Here is a 16,040-nt window from a genome sequence, read left to right on the forward strand (position 1 = left end):
GATCCAGGTCGTTTGTCCGTTGATGGGCAGCGGACGGAGAGCGACGTGTCCCCCCGTCCGCCAAGGGTCACATCATTCCGTCGAGAAGCAGGTAGCCTGGCATCCACCCCGTGACGATGCCCGCCACGAGGGTCAGCAGGGCGGTGGCCCTGAGGACCGGCTTCTGCAGGCCGAGCAGCAGGAAGTACATGAACCAGAGCACGGCCCAGATGGCCCAGTTAAGCCCGAGCCAGACCTCGCCGAAGGTCTGGGCGGAGGCAAGGCTCTGGGCGGCCACCGGCACCACGGTGATGGCCACGAACAGGCTGAACCAGCCAAGTCCGCGCCCGTCGACCGAGACGATGCGGTTGTAGGCCACCCAGAGATAGGTGGTGGTGAAGAGCAGCGTCAGCGCGCCGGCCTTCACGGAGGTCGCGTCGGCATTGGCGCCGAAGGCGGAACTCAGCGCGACGCCGAAGGTGACGACGCCGGAGACGACGTTGATGACGACGATTTCCCGATCCTGGATCTTGCCCATCAGCCAGAGGCCGTTGAGGAAGAGGACCGCGCCGACATAGAGCAGAGCGAAGCCGAGCAACATGGCTCATTCCTCCGAGTGAGGGTCCCGACCGGGGCGCGTGCGCCCCGGTCGGGACACCGGGATGGAACGGTGGTTCGCGGCCGAGCGTCAGCTCGTTTTCGCGACGTCGGCTCCAATTGCCTGCTTTATCGGACCCGACGCATTTGGCCGGATATCGAAGTCGAAGATGGCCGTCGGGATGGCGAGCGTCGCGCATACATTGGGGATGTCGACAATGCCGGCGATGCGTCCTTCAACTGGCGCGGTGCCCAGGATCATGTAGGCCTGTTCGCCCGAGTAGCCGAATTTCTTCAGGTATTCGATGGCGTTGAGACAGGCGCGCCGATAGGCGACATGGGCGTCGAGATAATACTGCTCGCCCGTGTGCTCATCGACCGAGATGCCCTCGAAGATCAGGTAGTCGTCGAAATGCGGATCGATCGGGCTCGGCTTGAAGATGGGGTTGATGACCCCGTATTTCGCCATGCCGCCCTTGATCACGTCGACGCTGATGTCGATCCAGCCGGCCATCTCGATGGCGCCGCAGAAGGTGATCTCGCCATCGCCCTGGGAGAAGTGGATGTCGCCCATGGAAAGGCCGCCACCCTTCACGTAGACGGGGAAATAGACCTTCGAGCCGCGCGACAGGTTCTTGATGTCGCAGTTGCCGCCATGCTCGCGCGGGGGAACCGTGCGCCACGCCTCGGCCGCCGCCTTGCGGGCCGCATCGCCCTTCATCTGCCCCATCAGCGCCGTGTCCGAATACGGAAGCGCGGCAAGCGGGGGCACCCGGTTCGGGTCTGTCGCGACGAGTTCCGCCTCGCGGCGGTTCGCCTCGGCGAGCAGCTTGTGGTCCGGCAGGCAGCCGATCAGGCCGGGGTGGATGATGCCGGGATAGCGCACGCCGGGAATGTGGCGCGAGGTGGTGTAGATGCCCTGGAAGTCCCAGCAGGACTTGCTGGCCTCGGGGTAATGCTCGGTCAGGAAGCCGCCGCCGTTCTCCTTGGCGAAGAGGCCGTTGAAGCCCCACTCGGAATCGGGCTTCGCACCGATATCGAGAATGTCGACGACAAGCAGGTCGCCCGGTTCCACGCCCTCGAAGCCGAACGGACCGCTCAGATAGTGGACGCGGGTAAGGTCGACATCTCGCACGTCATTGGCGCTGTTGTTGTTGCCGATCTGGCCACCGGTCCAGTCGTGGCACTCGACGCGGATCACCTCGTTGCGCTTGAAGGTGTCGATCATTGGAATGTCGGGATGCCAACGATTGTGCGTCTTGATCTCGTGGTCTTCCGGCGCCTTGTTCAGGTCGACCGAGAATACTGTCTTGGGCATGGTTTCCTCCGGTTATGCAGGCAGGGACGAGCAGGGGATGCTCGCCCGCTAGCGCGTGTCCCGTCTTCGGGCGGGCGCACGGCTGCACTTGCGGAGGTTAGGTGGCCATTGTAATTCCAGCGGCTCCGAACAGGGGCTTTCCTGTAATTTTTTGTAACTGGCGCGTGATCGGACGTCGTGTGTCTGCACGGTCGCCGGAACCGGCTTGTCGCTTGAGATGCAAAGGAAAACCTTGCTTCCTGTGACGTTGGAGCCTGCAGACGCGCCCCGCGACGCATCGTCACTCCTCACCGGCCGCGCGTAAAGCGGCTGCGACTTTATCCGGGGTGCTCGACCCCCGTGCGCGAATGCGGCTATCGTTGTTTCATGCAGAGTGATGACACACGATCCCGCATTCTCGTGGTCGACGACGACCGGCTGCTTTGCAACTTCCTCCTCAAGTTCCTGACGGGGGAGGGTTTCGTCGTCGATTGCGCCAACGAGGGGCGCGAGATGCGCCGTGCGCTTGCCGACCGTCCCTTCGATCTCGTCATTCTGGACCTGACCTTTCCCTCCGGCGAGGACGGCGTGACACTCGCGCGCAACCTCAGGTCCCAGCACGACGTACCGGTCATCGTGCTGTCGGGAAAAAACTCCACCATCGACAAGGTCGTCTGCCTCGAGCTTGGTGCCGACGACTATGTAACGAAGCCCTTCGAGCCGCGCGAACTGCTGGCGCGGGTCAGGACGGTGCTCAGGCGCAGCCTGCGCCAGATCGACGTCGCCGCCGTCGAGGAGGCCTCGGAGGCGATCTATTGTTTCGCCGGCTGGCGGCTCGACCCGGCAAGCTATCAGTTGAGCTCTCCCGAGGGCGAGCCGATCCGGCTCACGAGCCAGGAGTTTCAGGTGCTGGCGGCGCTCGTGCAGCGGCGTGGACGCATCCTGTCGCGCGAGCAGATCCTGGAAATCGTCGCCAACCGGAACTGGACGCCCTACGACCGCAGCATAGACGTGCTGATCGGCAAGATCCGCCGCAAGCTCAATGACAATGTACGCGAAATGCAGTTCATCAAGACGGTCCGGGGCGTCGGCTACGTCTTTGCTCCCCCGGAGGGGGGCGTTGAAACAAGGGGCAGGTAGAGGCTCACTGTCGTTCCCGCGCCGGGGGCGCTGTCGATGCCGAGCCGCCCTCCGACATGGCGCAGGAAATTGTCGACCATCGGCAAGCCCAGGCCGCAGCCGGCTCCGGCGGGTTTCGTCGTGAACAGCGGGTCGAGTGCGCGCATCCGTACCGCCGGCGTCATGCCTTCGCCTGTATCCCTGATCGAGAGAACGCAGTAGTCCCCCGGCATCAGGCCCGCGGTGGCGGTCTCGGCGTGCCGTCCGAGGTGCCTGCGTTCCAGCCGAAAGACGATCGTGCCCCCCTCCGGCATCGCGTCGCGGGCATTGAAGGCGAGGTTGAGCAGGCCGGTCTCGAGCTGTCCGTGGAGGATTTCGGCCGGGAAGGGCCCATCCTCCATCTCAAGCCGGATGTCGATCCGCTCTCCGAGCGTGCGCTCCAGCACGCGCACGATGCCCGGGAGTTCACGCGAAAGATCGACGCGTACGACGCTTTCCTCCGGCGGTTGACCAAACCGCAGCAGTCGGGTCGTCAGGTCCGTGCCGTTCGACACGGCGGCGAGCGCGTCGGAAACGAGGTCGGTGAGATCCTCATCGGATGAGACCCGCTCTTCCAGTAGCCGCAGGTTGCTCAGGAGAACGGCAAGTACGTTGTTGAAATCATGAGCGATGCCGCTGGTGAGCTGGCCCATGGCCTGCATGCGCTGCGCCTGGCCGAGGCGTTCCGCCGACCGCGCCTTGTCGCGCAGGAGCTGGATGCGTTCGAAACAGCGGTTCAGTGTGGCGAGCAGATCCTCGCTGTGAAAGGGCTTCATCAGGTAGTCGTAGGCACCGGCCTGAAGCGCCTCGACCGCCGTCTCGACCGATGCGTAGGCGGTGATCATGACGCAGACGAGGTCGGGATCGCTCTTGCGGAGCCGCCGCACCACATCGATGCCGTCGCCGGTGCCGAGGCGCACGTCGACAAGCGCCACCGCGACCGGCTCGCGCGCGAGACAGGCCAGCGCCGTGTCGCCGTCATGCGCCTCCACCACCCGATATCCCTCGAGTACGAGCAGGCCGGCCAGGCTTGCCGCGAAATCGGCGTCGTCGTCGACGATCAGGATGCTGCGTTCGACCGCAGGGGAAAGCGGCATCGCCGCGCTGTCGCTGCCGGGCGCGTTCATGCTGCCTCCTCCGGCAGGATCAGGGTAATGCAGGATCCTTCGCCAGGCGCGGTTTCGAGCATCACCTCGCCGCCATGGGCCTCGACGATGCGCTTGACCAGCGGCATGCCGAGGCCGACGCCGAATGCCTTGGTGCTGAACAGCGGCTCGAAGACCCGCCCGATCACCTCATCATCCATGCCCGCGCCATTGTCGCTCACCGACAGCAGGACGCGGCGATGCGCGCGCCGTGTCGCCACGGTGATCCGCGTGTCGTGCCCGGGCATCGCCTCGCAGGCCTGAATGGCGTTGGTCAGGACATTCGAAAACGCCTGGCGCAGCCTTTCGCCGTCGGCCGTGACACGGCAGTCGGCGGCAAGGTCGAGCGCGATGGTGGCGCGGGTCTTCTCGCTGAGTTCCGAGATCTGGGTTGCGACCCAGCGGTCGATCGAGAGCGGGGACGGGTTGAAGCTGTGTCGGCGCGAGAAGTCGAGCAGGTCCTCGATGATGCGCACGCAGCGCCATACGTTGCGCTGCAGGCGCTCCAGTTCGCCGGCGACGGGTTCGCCGCTGTCCTTGAGCGAGCGGCGCAGGATCTCGGTCGAGGTGGCGAGCGTGCCCAGCGGGTTGCGCAACTCGTGGCTGACGGTGGCCGTCACCTTGCCGATGGCGGCGAGCCGTTCGCTGTTGGCGAGTTCAAGTTGCGCCTGCTGGAGCTTTTCCATGGAGGCCATCAGGTCGCGCTCGGCCAGTTCCCGACTTTCTTGCGACAGCACGATCCACCAGGCGCCGATGCCCAGCAGCGGCAGCAGCGCCAGGAAGAGGTCGATCAGAAGGTTCTCGCTCTTGAGGTGGGGCTGTCCGGTGCCGGGCTCGATGAGCCGATAGGTCAGGAGCATGGCCGCCGCCGTGACGATGGCGAGCGAAAACAGCACGCCGCCGACCTTGAGCAGGCGCTGGCGCGTGTGCGGGGCGATCTTGTCGCGCAGGCTGCGACCGACATAGTTCGCCCGGGACTCCTCCAGCGTGATGCCGGATGATTTACAGACGTCATGGCAGTGGGAATCGAGGCTGCAGCACAACGAGCAGATCGGCCGCTGGTAGAACGTGCAGCGGACCATGTCCGGCCGCTCGTAGTCGACGCCGCAGAGCTCGCAGCGCACTTCCAGCGCGCCCGCCTTGGCGACCGGCTCGGCCGGGCGGGCGATATAGGTGCGTCCGCGCGTGCCCACGCCGATGGCGATGGCACTGAGCAGCGACGAGACGAAGGCGACCGGAGCCGCATAGGCCTGCGCGATCTCGCCGAGCTCGCCGGTGAAGCAGATCACCGCGACCAGCGAGCCGAACGCCATCGAGCCGCAGCCGACGGGATTGAAATTCGGCAGGTAGGCGCGGCGGAACTCGGGGTAGGGCGGGCTGATGCCGATGGGCTTGAGGACGGCAAGGTCGGCGAAGATGGCACCGACCCAGGCTGCGGCGATGACCGAATAGACCGCGAGCACCAGCTCCAGCGTCTGGAAGATGCCGAGCAGCATCAGCAGCAGCGAGATCAGGATGTTGAACACAAGCCAGACCACCCGGCCCGGGTGGTAGTGGGTGACGCGGGAAAAGAAGTTCGACCAGGCAAGTGAGCCGGCATAGGCGTTTGTGACGTTGATCTTCACCTGCGAGATCAGCACGAAGACCGCCGCAGCCGCCAGCACGATGGCCTGGTCCGAGCTGACGTAGCCATAGGCCAGGATATACATGTGGATCGGCTCGAGCGCGGTTTCGCTCGAGAGGCCGCTGGTGATGGCGACGGCCGCGAGGAAGCTGCCGCACAGGATCTTGAAGCCGCCGATGAAGATCCAGCCCGGGCCGGCGGAAATGACGGCGGCCCACCAGCGCACCCGGTTTTCGGGCGTCTTGTCGGGCAGGAAGCGGAGATAGTCGACCTGCTCGCCGATCTGGATGGACAGGGCGAAAAGCACGCCGAGCGCGGCGCCGAAGGACAGCACGTCGAAACCGCCGCCGGCATTGTGGAGGCCGGCGAAGGAAACCCACTCGCTCGCCGTTTCCGGATGTCCCAGCGCGATGGCGACAAAGGGCAGAAGCAGCATCGCGATCCAGATCGGCTGCGTGATCATCTGCAGCCGGCTGATCATCGTGATCCCCATGAAGGTGATCGGGATGATGACGAGCGAGGAGAGGATGTAGCCGAGCACGAGCGGCACATCGGCGAAGAGCTTCAGCGCCTGCGCCATGATCGCCCCTTCGAGGGCGAAAAAGATGAAGGTGAAGGTGGCGTAGATCAGCGACGTGATGGTCGAGCCGATGTAGCCGAAGCCGGCGCCACGCGTCAGCAGGTCCATGTCGATGTTGTGCCGGCTCGAGTAATAGGCGATCGGCAGGCCGGTGACGAAGACGAAGAGACAGGTGACGAGCACTGCCGGCAGGGCATTGGCAAAGCCGTAGCTCAGCGTGATCGCCCCGCCGATCGCCTCTAGCGCAAGGAAGGAAATGCCGCCAAGCGCGGTATTGGCGATGACAAACGGAGACCAGCGCCGAAAGGACCGCGCCGCGTAGCGCAGCGAGTAGTCCTCGAGCGTCTCATTGGCGATCCAGGAATGGTAGGATCGCAAGGCTGGCAGATGCGGCAGGTCCATCAGCCGGTCAGAGGCGTGATGGGGTGCCGTTGTGCAGGTGTGATCCGTGTCATGGGACCGAGCGTCTCCCCCCGATGAGCTGCGCCGGTTGCGTGCTTTCTTGTTTTGCCGGGATCATAGCAGCATCCGGGGGCTCCGCTCCAGAGCGCGTATCTATCTCTGCACGGAGGAAACGGTCGCGCCGGGCGCACTCGCCGGTGTAGTGTGCCGCCGCGCCGTGCGCAGCCGCAATCCCGCCCGCACTCCGACGAACGTTCCGGCCCCATGAACCTGCGTCATATCGAGGTCTTCCACGCGATCCGGCTTGCCGGGTCGATCAACGCCGCCGCCGTCCGGCTCAATGTTTCCCAGCCGGCGCTCAGCCGCACGCTGAAACACGCCGAATCCCTGCTCGGTTTCAAGCTCTTCGACCGCGTGAAGCAGCGTCTCGTCCCGACCAAGGAGGCGGAGTTGCTGTTCGAGGAGGCGAAGGACGTGCAGGTCGCGCTTGACCGGTTCCGCGCGCTTGCCCGCAATCTCGGCCGCAATCCGGACAATGTCCTGCGCGTCGGCTTCCTGCCGAGCCTTGGTGTCGGGCTCGCGCCCCGCGTCATCTCGCGCCTGCCGCTGCATTGGGAAGGCTTCGAGCTGGAGGTGTTCACCCACCACTACGATGTGCTTGTCGAGCGGCTTCTGGCCTTCGACCTCGATCTCGCCGTCGCCTTCTCGATCGCGGAAATTCCGGGGGTGAACATCATGACGGTGGGCAAGATGCAGCTCACCTTTCTGGAGACCGATGATCCCGCCGTGCCGGTCGAAACGTCGGCGAAGCACCTGCGCGACATCGACATGGCGGACCTTGTCGGCCTGGAGCGGGAATCGCCGGTGGGCGTGTTCCTGCGCGCCGCCTTCGAGGGGGTCGGCGTGCCGTATGAGCCGAGACTGTCGGTCCACACCTATTCCGTCGCCGCCGCCTGTGTCAGCGAGGGCATCGGCTGCGCCATCGTCGATGAGTTCTCGGCCCGCTTCACACGGGGCGTGCGGCTTCGCCCGCTCGAGCCGCCGCTCGAATTCACGATCACCGCGCTGACGGCGGAAAACCGCCCTCTGTCCAACGCCGAGGAAGTGTTCCTCAAGGTGCTGAAGGTCGCCTGCCGGGAACTCAATCCGTCCGCCTGATCTGCTCAGGCGGCGCCGCGCCGCAGGAAGCGGCCGCCGCGAGCACCCGTCACCTTGCCATCCTCGAGCACGGCCGTGCCGTTGACGAAGACATGGGCGATGCCGGCGGACGGACGGTCCGGTGTGTCGTAGTCGGCAAGGTCCAGCACCTCTTCCCGGTCGAAGGCGACAAGGTCGGCAGCGAAACCGCTTTGCAGCCGGCCGCGTCGGGCGATGCCGAAGACCTGCGCCGGCAGAGAGGTCATCTTGCGGATCGCCTCCTCCAGCGGCAGCACGTTGTCCTCACGCACGTAGCGCCCGAGAACGCGCGGGAAAGTTCCCCACAGGCGCGGGTGCGACTGCGGCCCGGGAATGCCGTCGGAGCCGATCATGGTGCGCGGATGCGTCATGATGCGGCGGATGTCCTCCGGCGACATCTGGAAATAGACGCCCATGGCCGGGGCAAGACGGCGCGCGGCCTCTTCTTCATCGCAGCCCATCTGCTCCGCCGCATGGGAGAGCTCCTTGCCGTTGAACTCGGGATGACTGCGGGAGTTGATGACGAGAATGCGCTCCGCGTGCCGCGTCAGCTCCGGCAGCAGCACGGTCGAGCTTGCCTCGTAGGGATAGACATCCATGGCGATGTCCTGATGGCGCAGCGCCTTGTCGATCATCGAGAGCGTGCGTTGCGAGCGGCCGTAGTTGTGCCGGCCGATGCACTTGTGGTGCGAAATCACGACCGGGACGCCGGCCTGGCGGCCGATGTCGATGGTCTCGCCGACGGCCTCTTCGACCTTGTCTCGCTCGTCGCGCATGTGGGTGACGTAGAGCGCGCCGGGAAAGGCCGCCAGCTCGCGCGACAGCGTCACGATCTCGTCCGTGGGAGCCGAGCGCGCGACCGGATAGGCAAGCCCCGTGCTGAGACCGAGAACGCCGGCCTCGAGCGCCTCGCGCAGCAGCGCGCGCATTTTCTCGATCTCGGCCTGGCTCGCCGGAGCCTCCGTGTCCTCCATCGACATGGCGCGCAGTGTGCCGTGACCGGCAAGGGCGGCGACATTGACGGCGACATTCGCCGCGTCCACGGCCTGCCCGTACGCGGCGAAGCTGTCGAAACGATAGTCCTGAGGATCGCCGAGCAGGCCGAGCGGGGGCACCAGTCGCGGCGGGTTCTTGTAGGGAGCGAGGCTGATGCCGCAATTGCCGACGATGACGCTGGTCACGCCCTGCGTGATCTTCGGCTCCATGCCGCTGTCGTCGAGGACGGCCCGGTCGTCATGGGTGTGCACGTCGATGAAGCCGGGTGCGAGGCAGAGACCGCCAAGATCGCGGATCTCCCGGGCGCGCCAGTCGGAAACGTCGCCGACCGCGAGGATATGCCCGTCGCCGATTGCGACGCCGCCGCGGACAGGCGGGCGGCCAAGACCGTCGTGGATCTCGGCGTTGGCAAGCAGCAGGTCGCAGGTGTTCTGGGGCATGAGGTTTCCTCCCGGTCGGGCGCGTGGTCGGATATCAGGCGGCAAGCCCCTCGGGCCGGCGCTTGTCCGCTGCAAGCAGCGGCTCCAGGGCCGAACCGAGCGCGAGCAGGCTTTCCTCGCCAAAGGGCTGGCCCATCAACTGGATGGCGAGCGGCAATCCCGCCTCGTTGAAGCCGGCGGGCAGCGACAGCGCACAGGCTCCGACGTAATTCGCCGGGCGACCGAAGAGCGCCAGCGGCACGGTGGTCTCGTCGACCTCCGCAACCGGGACCGCCGCGAACGGCAGCATCGGGGTCAGCAGGCCGGCGAACGGGCGCATGAACTCGGCATAGCGCCGCTTGGTCTCGCGGTAGTGGGCGAGCGTGGCGATATAGGCGTCCGCGCCGATGCCTTCGCCGGCGAGAATGCGCTTGCGGACATGGGGGCCGAACGGCCGCGCTTCGTCATGGATGTAGTCGCGGTGAATGGCAAAGGCTTCGGCGGCGATGATCTCGCCGTTGCGGCGGGTGAGGTCGTCGAAGTTGAAGGGCAGGGAGACTGGGACGAGCCTGACCCCGAGCGCGACGAGCGCCTCCTTGGCCCGTTCGAATGCGGCCTGCATGTCCGGCGAGAGCGCGATGGGGAAGTCATCCTCGCGCATGACCGCCACATGGAGACCGTCGACCGCCTGGCGCCGCCAGGCGCCTGCCTCGAGCAGGGGGGCGGCAAGCGTAGCGGGATCGTCCGGGTCGGGGCCGCTAAGCGCTTCCAGCAACAAAGCCGCGTCTTCCGAGGTACGTGTCATCGGTCCGACGGAATCGAGCGTGCCGGAGAGCGGGAAGCAGCCCTTGAGGCTGATGCGACCGTAAGTCGGCTTCAGGCCCGCAAGGCCGGTGAGGGCTGCGGGAATACGGACGGAACCACCTGTGTCGCTGCCGATCGCGGCCGGCGCAAGGCCGGCCGCGACGGCAACACCCGATCCGCTGGAAGAGCCGCCGGGAATGCGATGTGTTTCGCGATCCCAGGGGTTCCAGGGGGTTCCGCAGATCGGATTGGTGCCCCAGCCGCCAAAGGCGAATTCGACCATGGCGGTGCGGCCGATGGGGATCATTCCTGCAGCGAGAAGACGCTTCATGACCGTTGCATCGGTCGTGGAGCGCCGGCCGGACCACGCGGCGCTGCCCACGGTGCAGGTCTCGTCGCGCCAGTCGACGAGATCCTTCACCGCAATGGGCAGGCCGTGCAGCGGACCGTAGACAACGCCGGCGGCACGAAGCCGGTCGTGGCCTTCGGCCATGGCCATCGCCTTGTCAGCATCGACATGGACAAAGGCTCCCAGCGCCGCATTGTGGGCGGTGATCCGATCCAGGAAATGCGCAGTGATCCTGGTTGCGGTGAGCGACCCTTCTGTGAGGGCCTTGGAAAGCTCCGCAAGGGAGGTGAATGACAGGTCCATGTCCACTACTTCTTCTTTTGGGGGAGAGCTCCAGGCCCGGCGGCGAACCGCCGGGCCGGGCGCGTGATTACTTCCGCTCGGTCCAGGCCGGGATCGGGTAGATCGGCTCGGAGACCGCGACTTCCTTCGGCCACACGGTGACGAGACCCTTGCCCGGCTGAAGCTGGACAACGGGGAACGGCATCTTGAGCTGCATGCCGGTCTCGTCGATGGCGTAGGGGCCGGCGAGAACGGTGACGTTGTCGCTGAGCTCCATGGCTGCCTTCTTCAGGTCGGCTGCCTCGAGGCTGTTGGCCTTTTCGATGATCTCGCCGGCGATGACGCCCGCGCCATAGGCGAGGACGGTCTGGAAGTCCGGCTCATAGGAGACGTCCGGGAACAGTCGCGCATAGGCCTTGAGGAAGCCCTCGCGGTCGAGACCGGCCGTCACCTCCCAGTTGATCGTCGGGTGGAAGTTGGTGTGGCTGTAGATGTACTGGGCATCGTCGCCGATCTCGATGAACTGCGGCGTCGAGGCGTAGACCATGAACGTGAAGGGGAAATTCACGTTCATCTGGCGCATCTGGCGCACCATGGAGATGAGGTCGCCCTCATAGCTCGTCGGGAAGAACACGTCGGCACCGGCGGCGCGCGCCTTCTGCAGCAGCAGGCTGAAGTCCTTGGTGCCCTTGGGATAATCTTCCTTGAGCACGACTTCCATGCCGAGCTTCTTGGCGATGGCCTCGGCACCGTCGGCAAGGCCGGCGGGGAACGGCTCGTCGACGTTGACGATCGCGACCTTCTTGCCGCCAAGCGCGTGGGCGGCCTCGAGGCCGGCGCTCGGCATGCGCGACACCGGCATCTGGGTGGCGGAGACGATGTTCTTGAAGCCCTGGGCATAAAGGGCATCGGAGGCGGCCGACCAGATCACCATGAACTTGTCGAGGCGCTCGGTCACCGTCGCCGCCGCGGCACTCAGCGTCGAGCCGAAGGGCGCCATCAGCAGGTCGACGTTCTCGTTGGCGATCAGATCCTCGTAGACGCGGGCGACCATCTGCTTGTCGCTGCGGTCGTCGCGCTTGACCAGCTCGACGAGACGCTTCTCGCCGTTGACGGTGAGGCCGCCATTGGCGTTGACCTCGTCCACCCAGATCTCGACGCCACGCACGCCCGACTGGGAGGCGAGGGCGAAGTTGCCGGAGGAGGAGACGGTCATGCCGATGCGGATCGGATCCGCGGCCTTGGCGGCGGTCATCGGCAGGACAAGGCTTGCGGCAAGCAGCGTGCCTGCCAGGAAACTACGCTTGGTGATGGTCCACATGATTGTCCTCTCTGGTTTTTTTGAGTTGGCGGATGGCGTCTTCAGACGTCGATCCGGTAGTTCATCCACTCGGCGACCATCTCCTTGAGCTGGCCGTCGGTGGCAAAATCCTCCCGGGTTCCCTCGGCTTTGTTGCGACCGAGCTCCAGGACGTGGAGACGGTCGGATACGGCCGCGCATTGGCGGACGTTCTGGTCGACGAGGATGATGGTCGCGCCCTGGTCGGCCAGTGAGCGGGTCAGGGCGTAGATGTCCTTCGAGATCTTCGGTGCGATCATCGCCGTGGGCTCGTCGAGAAGGATCACCTTGGGATCGGTGACGAGCGCGCGGGCGATTTCCAGGAAGCGCTGCTGGCCGCCACTCATGGCGCTGGCCGGGCTGGAGCGGCGTTCCTTGAGGATCGGAAAGCGGTCGAAGATGCCGTCGATCGCCCGCTCGATGCGGGCCTTGTCCTTTCGGAAGGGCCAGCAGCCGAGCAGCAGGTTGTCATAGACGGAAAGGTCCGCGAAGACACTGCGGTTCTGAGGAACGAAGGAGATGCCGGCGAGCGCGCGCTGAAAGGCCTTGAGGCCAGTGATGTCGCGGTCGCCAAGCCGGATGCTGCCCGTGCGCGTCGACAGGAGACCGAAGATGGTCTTGAGAACCGTCGACTTGCCGGCGCCGTTCGGCCCGATGATTCCGGTCACCTCGCCGGGGCGGGCGTGGAGTGCCACGCCGTTGAGAACCGTGATGTCGCCATTGTAGGCGACGCTGATGTTCTCCATGCTGAGTTCAACGCCATCCATGATCAGGCTCCCAGATAGGCTTCGATGACGTCGGGGTTCTTCTGGATGGCGGCGGCGTCGCCTTCGGCGAGCACCTTGCCTTCGTGCATGACCAGAATGTTGTCGGACAGTTCGTAGACGGAGGTGAGGTCGTGGCTGACCAGCAGGACCGAACATCCGACCTCCTGGGGCATCTCGCGGATGATGCCGATCAGCAGCAGCGCAAGGCTCGGGTTGACGCCGGCAAAGGGCTCGTCGAGCAGCACAAGCTTTGGCTCCGCGACCATGATGCGGGCGAGTTCCAGCAGCTTCTGCTGGCCGCCGGACAACTCCTCCGCGTAGTTGTGGCGCAGCCGGTAGAGCTCGACCTTGTTCAGCCAGTGGGCGCTGAGCTCGGCGACCTCGGCGTTGCCGAGCCCCTTGCTCAGCAGGGCGACCGAGAGGTTTTCCAGCAGCGACATCTGCGGAAAGATGCGCGGCACCTGGAACGTGCGGCCAACGCCCTCGGCGAAGACGGCGTGGGGCTCCTTGCCGATCAGGCTCTTGCCGTCGAGCTCGATGGTGCCGGAGGTCGCCTGGTAGATGCCGTTGACGCAGTTGAGCATCGTCGTCTTGCCCGAGCCGTTCATGCCGAGCACGCCAAGGATGGAGCGGTCGGGGACGGTGAGGCTGATGCCGGCGAGAGCCGTTACGCCGCCGAAAGTCTTGATGAGGTTTTCGATTCTGAGCATGTCCTCACCTCTGCTTCTGGATGCCGAACAGGCCGGCGGGGCGGATGAGGATGACGGCGATCAGCAGCACGAAGCCGAGCAGCATCGCCACGGTTCCGCTGAAGAAGACCATCGCGGTCTGCTCCGCCAGGCCGAACAGGATGCCGCCGGCGACCGCGCCGATGGGGTGGCCGAGGCCGCCGAGAACGATCACGATGAAGCCGATCAACGTGTAGTCCTGTCCGATGAAGGGGGAGAAGGAGGGGAAGATCATCGACACAAGGATGCCGGTGATGCCCGCCAGCCCCAGCCCGAGCCCGAAGGTCAGCGCCGAGAGATGATCGAGATCGACGCCGACGATCTGCACCGCGTCCCGGTTCATGATGATGGCGCGCAGCGCCTTTCCGGGCATGGTGCGATAGAGGAAGAAGGCGAGTGCCGCGGTGATGACGATGCTGACGGCGAGGCCGAGCAGCTTGGTCGTCGGCAGGATGACGTTGCCGAACATCAGGAACGGCGGCTCGAGCGAATAGTTGAGTGAGCGCGCGTCCGCCTCGAAGACGAGCAGCATCAGCGCGCCGAGCACGAGCGACAGGCCGAACATGACGAGCAGCGAGGCGTGCTCGGGGTCATTGGAGCGCGCGAGCCGCTTCACGAGGATGAAATAGAGGCCGTAGCCGGCGGCGCCGAAAACGGCGAACACGAGCGGCATGGCCATCAGCGGCGAGAGGCCGAGCCAGGTCTGGGCGAAGAAGGCGCCATAGGCACCGAGCACGATGAACTCGCCATGGGCGAAGTTGACGACGCGCAGCACGCCGAAGATGACATTGAGGCTGACACCGATCAGCGCGTAGATCAGCCCGACGACGATGCCGTTCACAAGGCCTTGAAGCAGAAGGTCATTCATCTTTTTCAATCCTGTCAGGCTTACGGGATGAAGCGGCGGAAGCGCGAGAAGCGCTGCGCGAAGGCACCGACGATGCCGCGCGGCAGGAGCAGCATCAGGCCGATGATCACGAGCCCGAGAATGAGCAGGTTGAGGGTCGGGAACTGGCGCCAGATGAGCTGGTCGATGCCATAAAGCGCGCCCGCGCCGATAATCGGTCCGACGAGGAAGCCGAGCCCGCCCGCCATGGCATAGACGATGCTCTTGGCCGTCACGAGCAGGTTGAAGGAGGAGTCGAGGTCGATCGCGTTGGTGTACCAGGCCTCCACTCCGCCCACGAGCGCGGGGAACATGGCGGCCATCAGCCAGGCCTTGAGGCGGGTGCGCACGACGTTGACGCCGACAACCTCGGCTGCCTCGCTGTCATCGCGGATGGCGCGGAGCGCGACACCGAGGCGCGACATGGAAAGCCATGTGCCGGCGGCCAGCGCGCCGAGGAGAACGGCGAACATGGCGTAATAGGCGGCGACCGGATCATTGGCGCTCGACAGGATGAGGCCGAGGCTGCCGCCGGTGATCTCCGAAGGCATCAGCGAGATCGTCAGTTTCAGCGCCATCGCCAGAGCCAGGCTGACGATGCCGAAGTAGACGCCGCGCAGCTTCAGGGTCGGCGCGAGCAGCAGACCGAAGGCAAGCCCGGCGAGCGCAGCGCCGGCAAGAGCGACCGGAATCGGCAGGCCGAAACTCTTGTAGAGAGCACCGGTCGCATAGGCGCCAATACCGTAGAATGCGACATAACCAAAAGGCATATATCCGGCCATTCCGGCTACGAAGTTGAACGATGTGGCCATCGTAAGCCAGAGCATCATGTAGAACATGAAGGAGAGATTGTCCGTAAACATCGGCGCGGGCAGAAACGCGACGATGATTGCGGCAACGACTCCGGCCCAGATCAGGCGTTTGGTCCGGTTGGTGTTTTCCGGAAGCGATGAGGCGGCAATAGGCGGCCGTTCGGCCGCGATTTGCGGATCCGCTGACTGTTCTGACACTGTTGACCTCTGTCGATATTGCTTTTTTTTGAAGCGTATCCCGGTGCCCGGGTCCTGTCCTATCGCAATTGCGCGAAACCTCATAACCTGATGACATAACTTTCCGGGATTTGTGATGCTTCATGCGGCAGCTTGTGGTGCATTTCACGTCATATCAAGACATAAGCATGTCTTTATATCGCTTGACTTTGGCTGTCGCGAGGCCCACTCTTCGGGCGTCGTGGTTCTCTGGACGTCGCGATGACGTCGGAGCTAAGAGGGAATCCGGTGCGCCTGTCCACGCGACAGGCAAGACCGGAGCTGCCCCCGCAACTGTGAGCGGCGAGCCGAAGTCCAATTCGCGTCACTGGAACCGCAGGGGTTCCGGGAAGGCCGGACGGAAGCGTTGACCCGTGAGCCAGGAGACCTGCCGCGACAAGATAGTCGTCCCTGGGCGGGGTGTCCCGGTGGTGCGCTTGCGCTTCCGTCGGCGACCTGTCGCGGAAGATCATGGCATGCGTCC

13 protein-coding genes and 1 riboswitch are annotated in these 16,040 nt (G+C 65.0%); of the genes, 2 read left to right on the plus strand and 11 right to left on the minus strand.

From position 1 onward, the window contains the following. Positions 1–67: 67 nt before the first annotated feature. Positions 68–580: an AmiS/UreI family transporter gene (locus tag ACN0WF_RS15250; RefSeq protein ID WP_417773628.1), complete on the minus strand. Its 513-nt coding sequence runs from the start codon at positions 578–580 to the stop codon at positions 68–70. A gap of 87 nt (positions 581–667) precedes the next feature. Further along, complete coding sequence (fmdA, locus tag ACN0WF_RS15255; protein ID WP_417773629.1) at positions 668–1,894, minus strand: formamidase; 1,227 nt, start codon at positions 1,892–1,894, stop codon at positions 668–670. A 366-nt stretch (positions 1,895–2,260) separates the two neighbouring features. Here fmdA and ACN0WF_RS15260 point away from each other — a divergent pair, with 366 nt between their 5' ends. After that, positions 2,261–3,013 (plus strand): response regulator, encoded by a 753-nt coding sequence (locus ACN0WF_RS15260; protein WP_417773630.1) that lies wholly within the window; start codon positions 2,261–2,263, stop codon positions 3,011–3,013. Here ACN0WF_RS15260 and ACN0WF_RS15265 read toward each other — a convergent pair. Together ACN0WF_RS15265 and ACN0WF_RS15270 are read right to left on the minus strand one after the other, a co-directional pair. Then, positions 2,965–4,158 carry a sensor histidine kinase gene (locus ACN0WF_RS15265; RefSeq protein WP_417773631.1) on the minus strand — a complete coding sequence of 398 codons (1,194 nt, stop codon included), beginning with the start codon at positions 4,156–4,158 and terminating at the stop codon, positions 2,965–2,967. The two genes, ACN0WF_RS15260 and ACN0WF_RS15265, sit on opposite strands and share 49 nt — an antisense overlap. Further along, entirely contained in the window at positions 4,155–6,782 is a 2,628-nt protein-coding gene (locus ACN0WF_RS15270; protein WP_417773632.1) for an ATP-binding protein, read from the minus strand. The genes ACN0WF_RS15265 and ACN0WF_RS15270 overlap by 4 nt, the downstream gene beginning before the upstream one ends. Positions 6,783–7,046: 264 nt before the next feature. Between ACN0WF_RS15270 and ACN0WF_RS15275 the strand changes: the two genes are divergently transcribed. Continuing rightward, positions 7,047–7,940: a LysR family transcriptional regulator gene (locus ACN0WF_RS15275; RefSeq protein ID WP_417773633.1), complete on the plus strand. Its 894-nt coding sequence runs from the start codon at positions 7,047–7,049 to the stop codon at positions 7,938–7,940. Positions 7,941–7,945: 5 nt separating this feature from the next. Here the strand turns inward: ACN0WF_RS15275 and ACN0WF_RS15280 are convergent, their stop codons facing one another. The 7 genes from ACN0WF_RS15280 to ACN0WF_RS15310 all read right to left on the minus strand — a co-directional run bounded on the left by ACN0WF_RS15280 (position 7,946) and on the right by ACN0WF_RS15310 (position 15,538). Further along, the gene (locus ACN0WF_RS15280) at positions 7,946–9,394 is read right to left on the minus strand and encodes an N-acyl-D-amino-acid deacylase family protein (RefSeq protein ID WP_417773634.1); all 1,449 of its coding nucleotides are present in this window, start codon (positions 9,392–9,394) and stop codon (positions 7,946–7,948) included. Positions 9,395–9,428: 34 nt separating this feature from the next. Continuing rightward, on the minus strand, positions 9,429–10,829 hold the full coding sequence (locus ACN0WF_RS15285; protein ID WP_417773635.1) for an amidase: 1,401 nt from the start codon (positions 10,827–10,829) through the stop codon (positions 9,429–9,431). Positions 10,830–10,896: 67 nt separating this feature from the next. Continuing rightward, positions 10,897–12,129: an amino acid ABC transporter substrate-binding protein gene (locus tag ACN0WF_RS15290; RefSeq protein WP_417773636.1), complete on the minus strand. Its 1,233-nt coding sequence runs from the start codon at positions 12,127–12,129 to the stop codon at positions 10,897–10,899. A 41-nt stretch (positions 12,130–12,170) separates the two neighbouring features. Continuing rightward, a complete protein-coding gene (locus ACN0WF_RS15295) occupies positions 12,171–12,914 on the minus strand; it encodes an ABC transporter ATP-binding protein (protein WP_417773637.1) in 744 nt (247 codons plus the stop codon). 2 nt (positions 12,915–12,916) lie between these two features. Further along, positions 12,917–13,624 (minus strand): ABC transporter ATP-binding protein, encoded by a 708-nt coding sequence (locus ACN0WF_RS15300; protein ID WP_417773638.1) that lies wholly within the window; start codon positions 13,622–13,624, stop codon positions 12,917–12,919. Positions 13,625–13,628: 4 nt separating this feature from the next. Then, positions 13,629–14,510 carry a branched-chain amino acid ABC transporter permease gene (locus ACN0WF_RS15305; protein ID WP_417773639.1) on the minus strand — a complete coding sequence of 294 codons (882 nt, stop codon included), beginning with the start codon at positions 14,508–14,510 and terminating at the stop codon, positions 13,629–13,631. Between the two features lie 20 nt (positions 14,511–14,530). Beyond that, a complete protein-coding gene (locus ACN0WF_RS15310; protein ID WP_417773640.1) occupies positions 14,531–15,538 on the minus strand; it encodes a branched-chain amino acid ABC transporter permease in 1,008 nt (335 codons plus the stop codon). 204 nt (positions 15,539–15,742) lie between these two features. Next, positions 15,743–15,967, plus strand: a riboswitch (cobalamin riboswitch). Positions 15,968–16,040: the final 73 nt, after the last annotated feature.

The sequence above is a fragment of the Stappia sp. genome, from assembly GCF_048268045.1.
Taxonomy (GTDB): Bacteria; Pseudomonadota; Alphaproteobacteria; order Rhizobiales; family Stappiaceae; genus Stappia.

What these genes read in the sequence shown, in the direction of transcription:
- ACN0WF_RS15275 (WP_417773633.1), top strand. Translation starts at nt 7,047, where the DNA reads ATGAACCTGCGTCATATCGAGGTCTTCCACGCGATCCGGCTTGCCGGG.
- ACN0WF_RS15295 (WP_417773637.1), bottom strand. Translation starts at nt 12,914, where the DNA reads ATGGATGGCGTTGAACTCAGCATGGAGAACATCAGCGTCGCCTACAAT.
- fmdA (WP_417773629.1), bottom strand. Translation starts at nt 1,894, where the DNA reads ATGCCCAAGACAGTATTCTCGGTCGACCTGAACAAGGCGCCGGAAGAC.
- ACN0WF_RS15285 (WP_417773635.1), bottom strand. Translation starts at nt 10,829, where the DNA reads ATGGACCTGTCATTCACCTCCCTTGCGGAGCTTTCCAAGGCCCTCACA.
- ACN0WF_RS15250 (WP_417773628.1), bottom strand. Translation starts at nt 580, where the DNA reads ATGTTGCTCGGCTTCGCTCTGCTCTATGTCGGCGCGGTCCTCTTCCTC.
- ACN0WF_RS15260 (WP_417773630.1), top strand. Translation starts at nt 2,261, where the DNA reads ATGCAGAGTGATGACACACGATCCCGCATTCTCGTGGTCGACGACGAC.
- ACN0WF_RS15290 (WP_417773636.1), bottom strand. Translation starts at nt 12,129, where the DNA reads ATGTGGACCATCACCAAGCGTAGTTTCCTGGCAGGCACGCTGCTTGCC.
- ACN0WF_RS15300 (WP_417773638.1), bottom strand. Translation starts at nt 13,624, where the DNA reads ATGCTCAGAATCGAAAACCTCATCAAGACTTTCGGCGGCGTAACGGCT.
- ACN0WF_RS15305 (WP_417773639.1), bottom strand. Translation starts at nt 14,510, where the DNA reads ATGAATGACCTTCTGCTTCAAGGCCTTGTGAACGGCATCGTCGTCGGG.
- ACN0WF_RS15265 (WP_417773631.1), bottom strand. Translation starts at nt 4,158, where the DNA reads ATGAACGCGCCCGGCAGCGACAGCGCGGCGATGCCGCTTTCCCCTGCG.
- ACN0WF_RS15270 (WP_417773632.1), bottom strand. Translation starts at nt 6,782, where the DNA reads ATGGACCTGCCGCATCTGCCAGCCTTGCGATCCTACCATTCCTGGATC.
- ACN0WF_RS15280 (WP_417773634.1), bottom strand. Translation starts at nt 9,394, where the DNA reads ATGCCCCAGAACACCTGCGACCTGCTGCTTGCCAACGCCGAGATCCAC.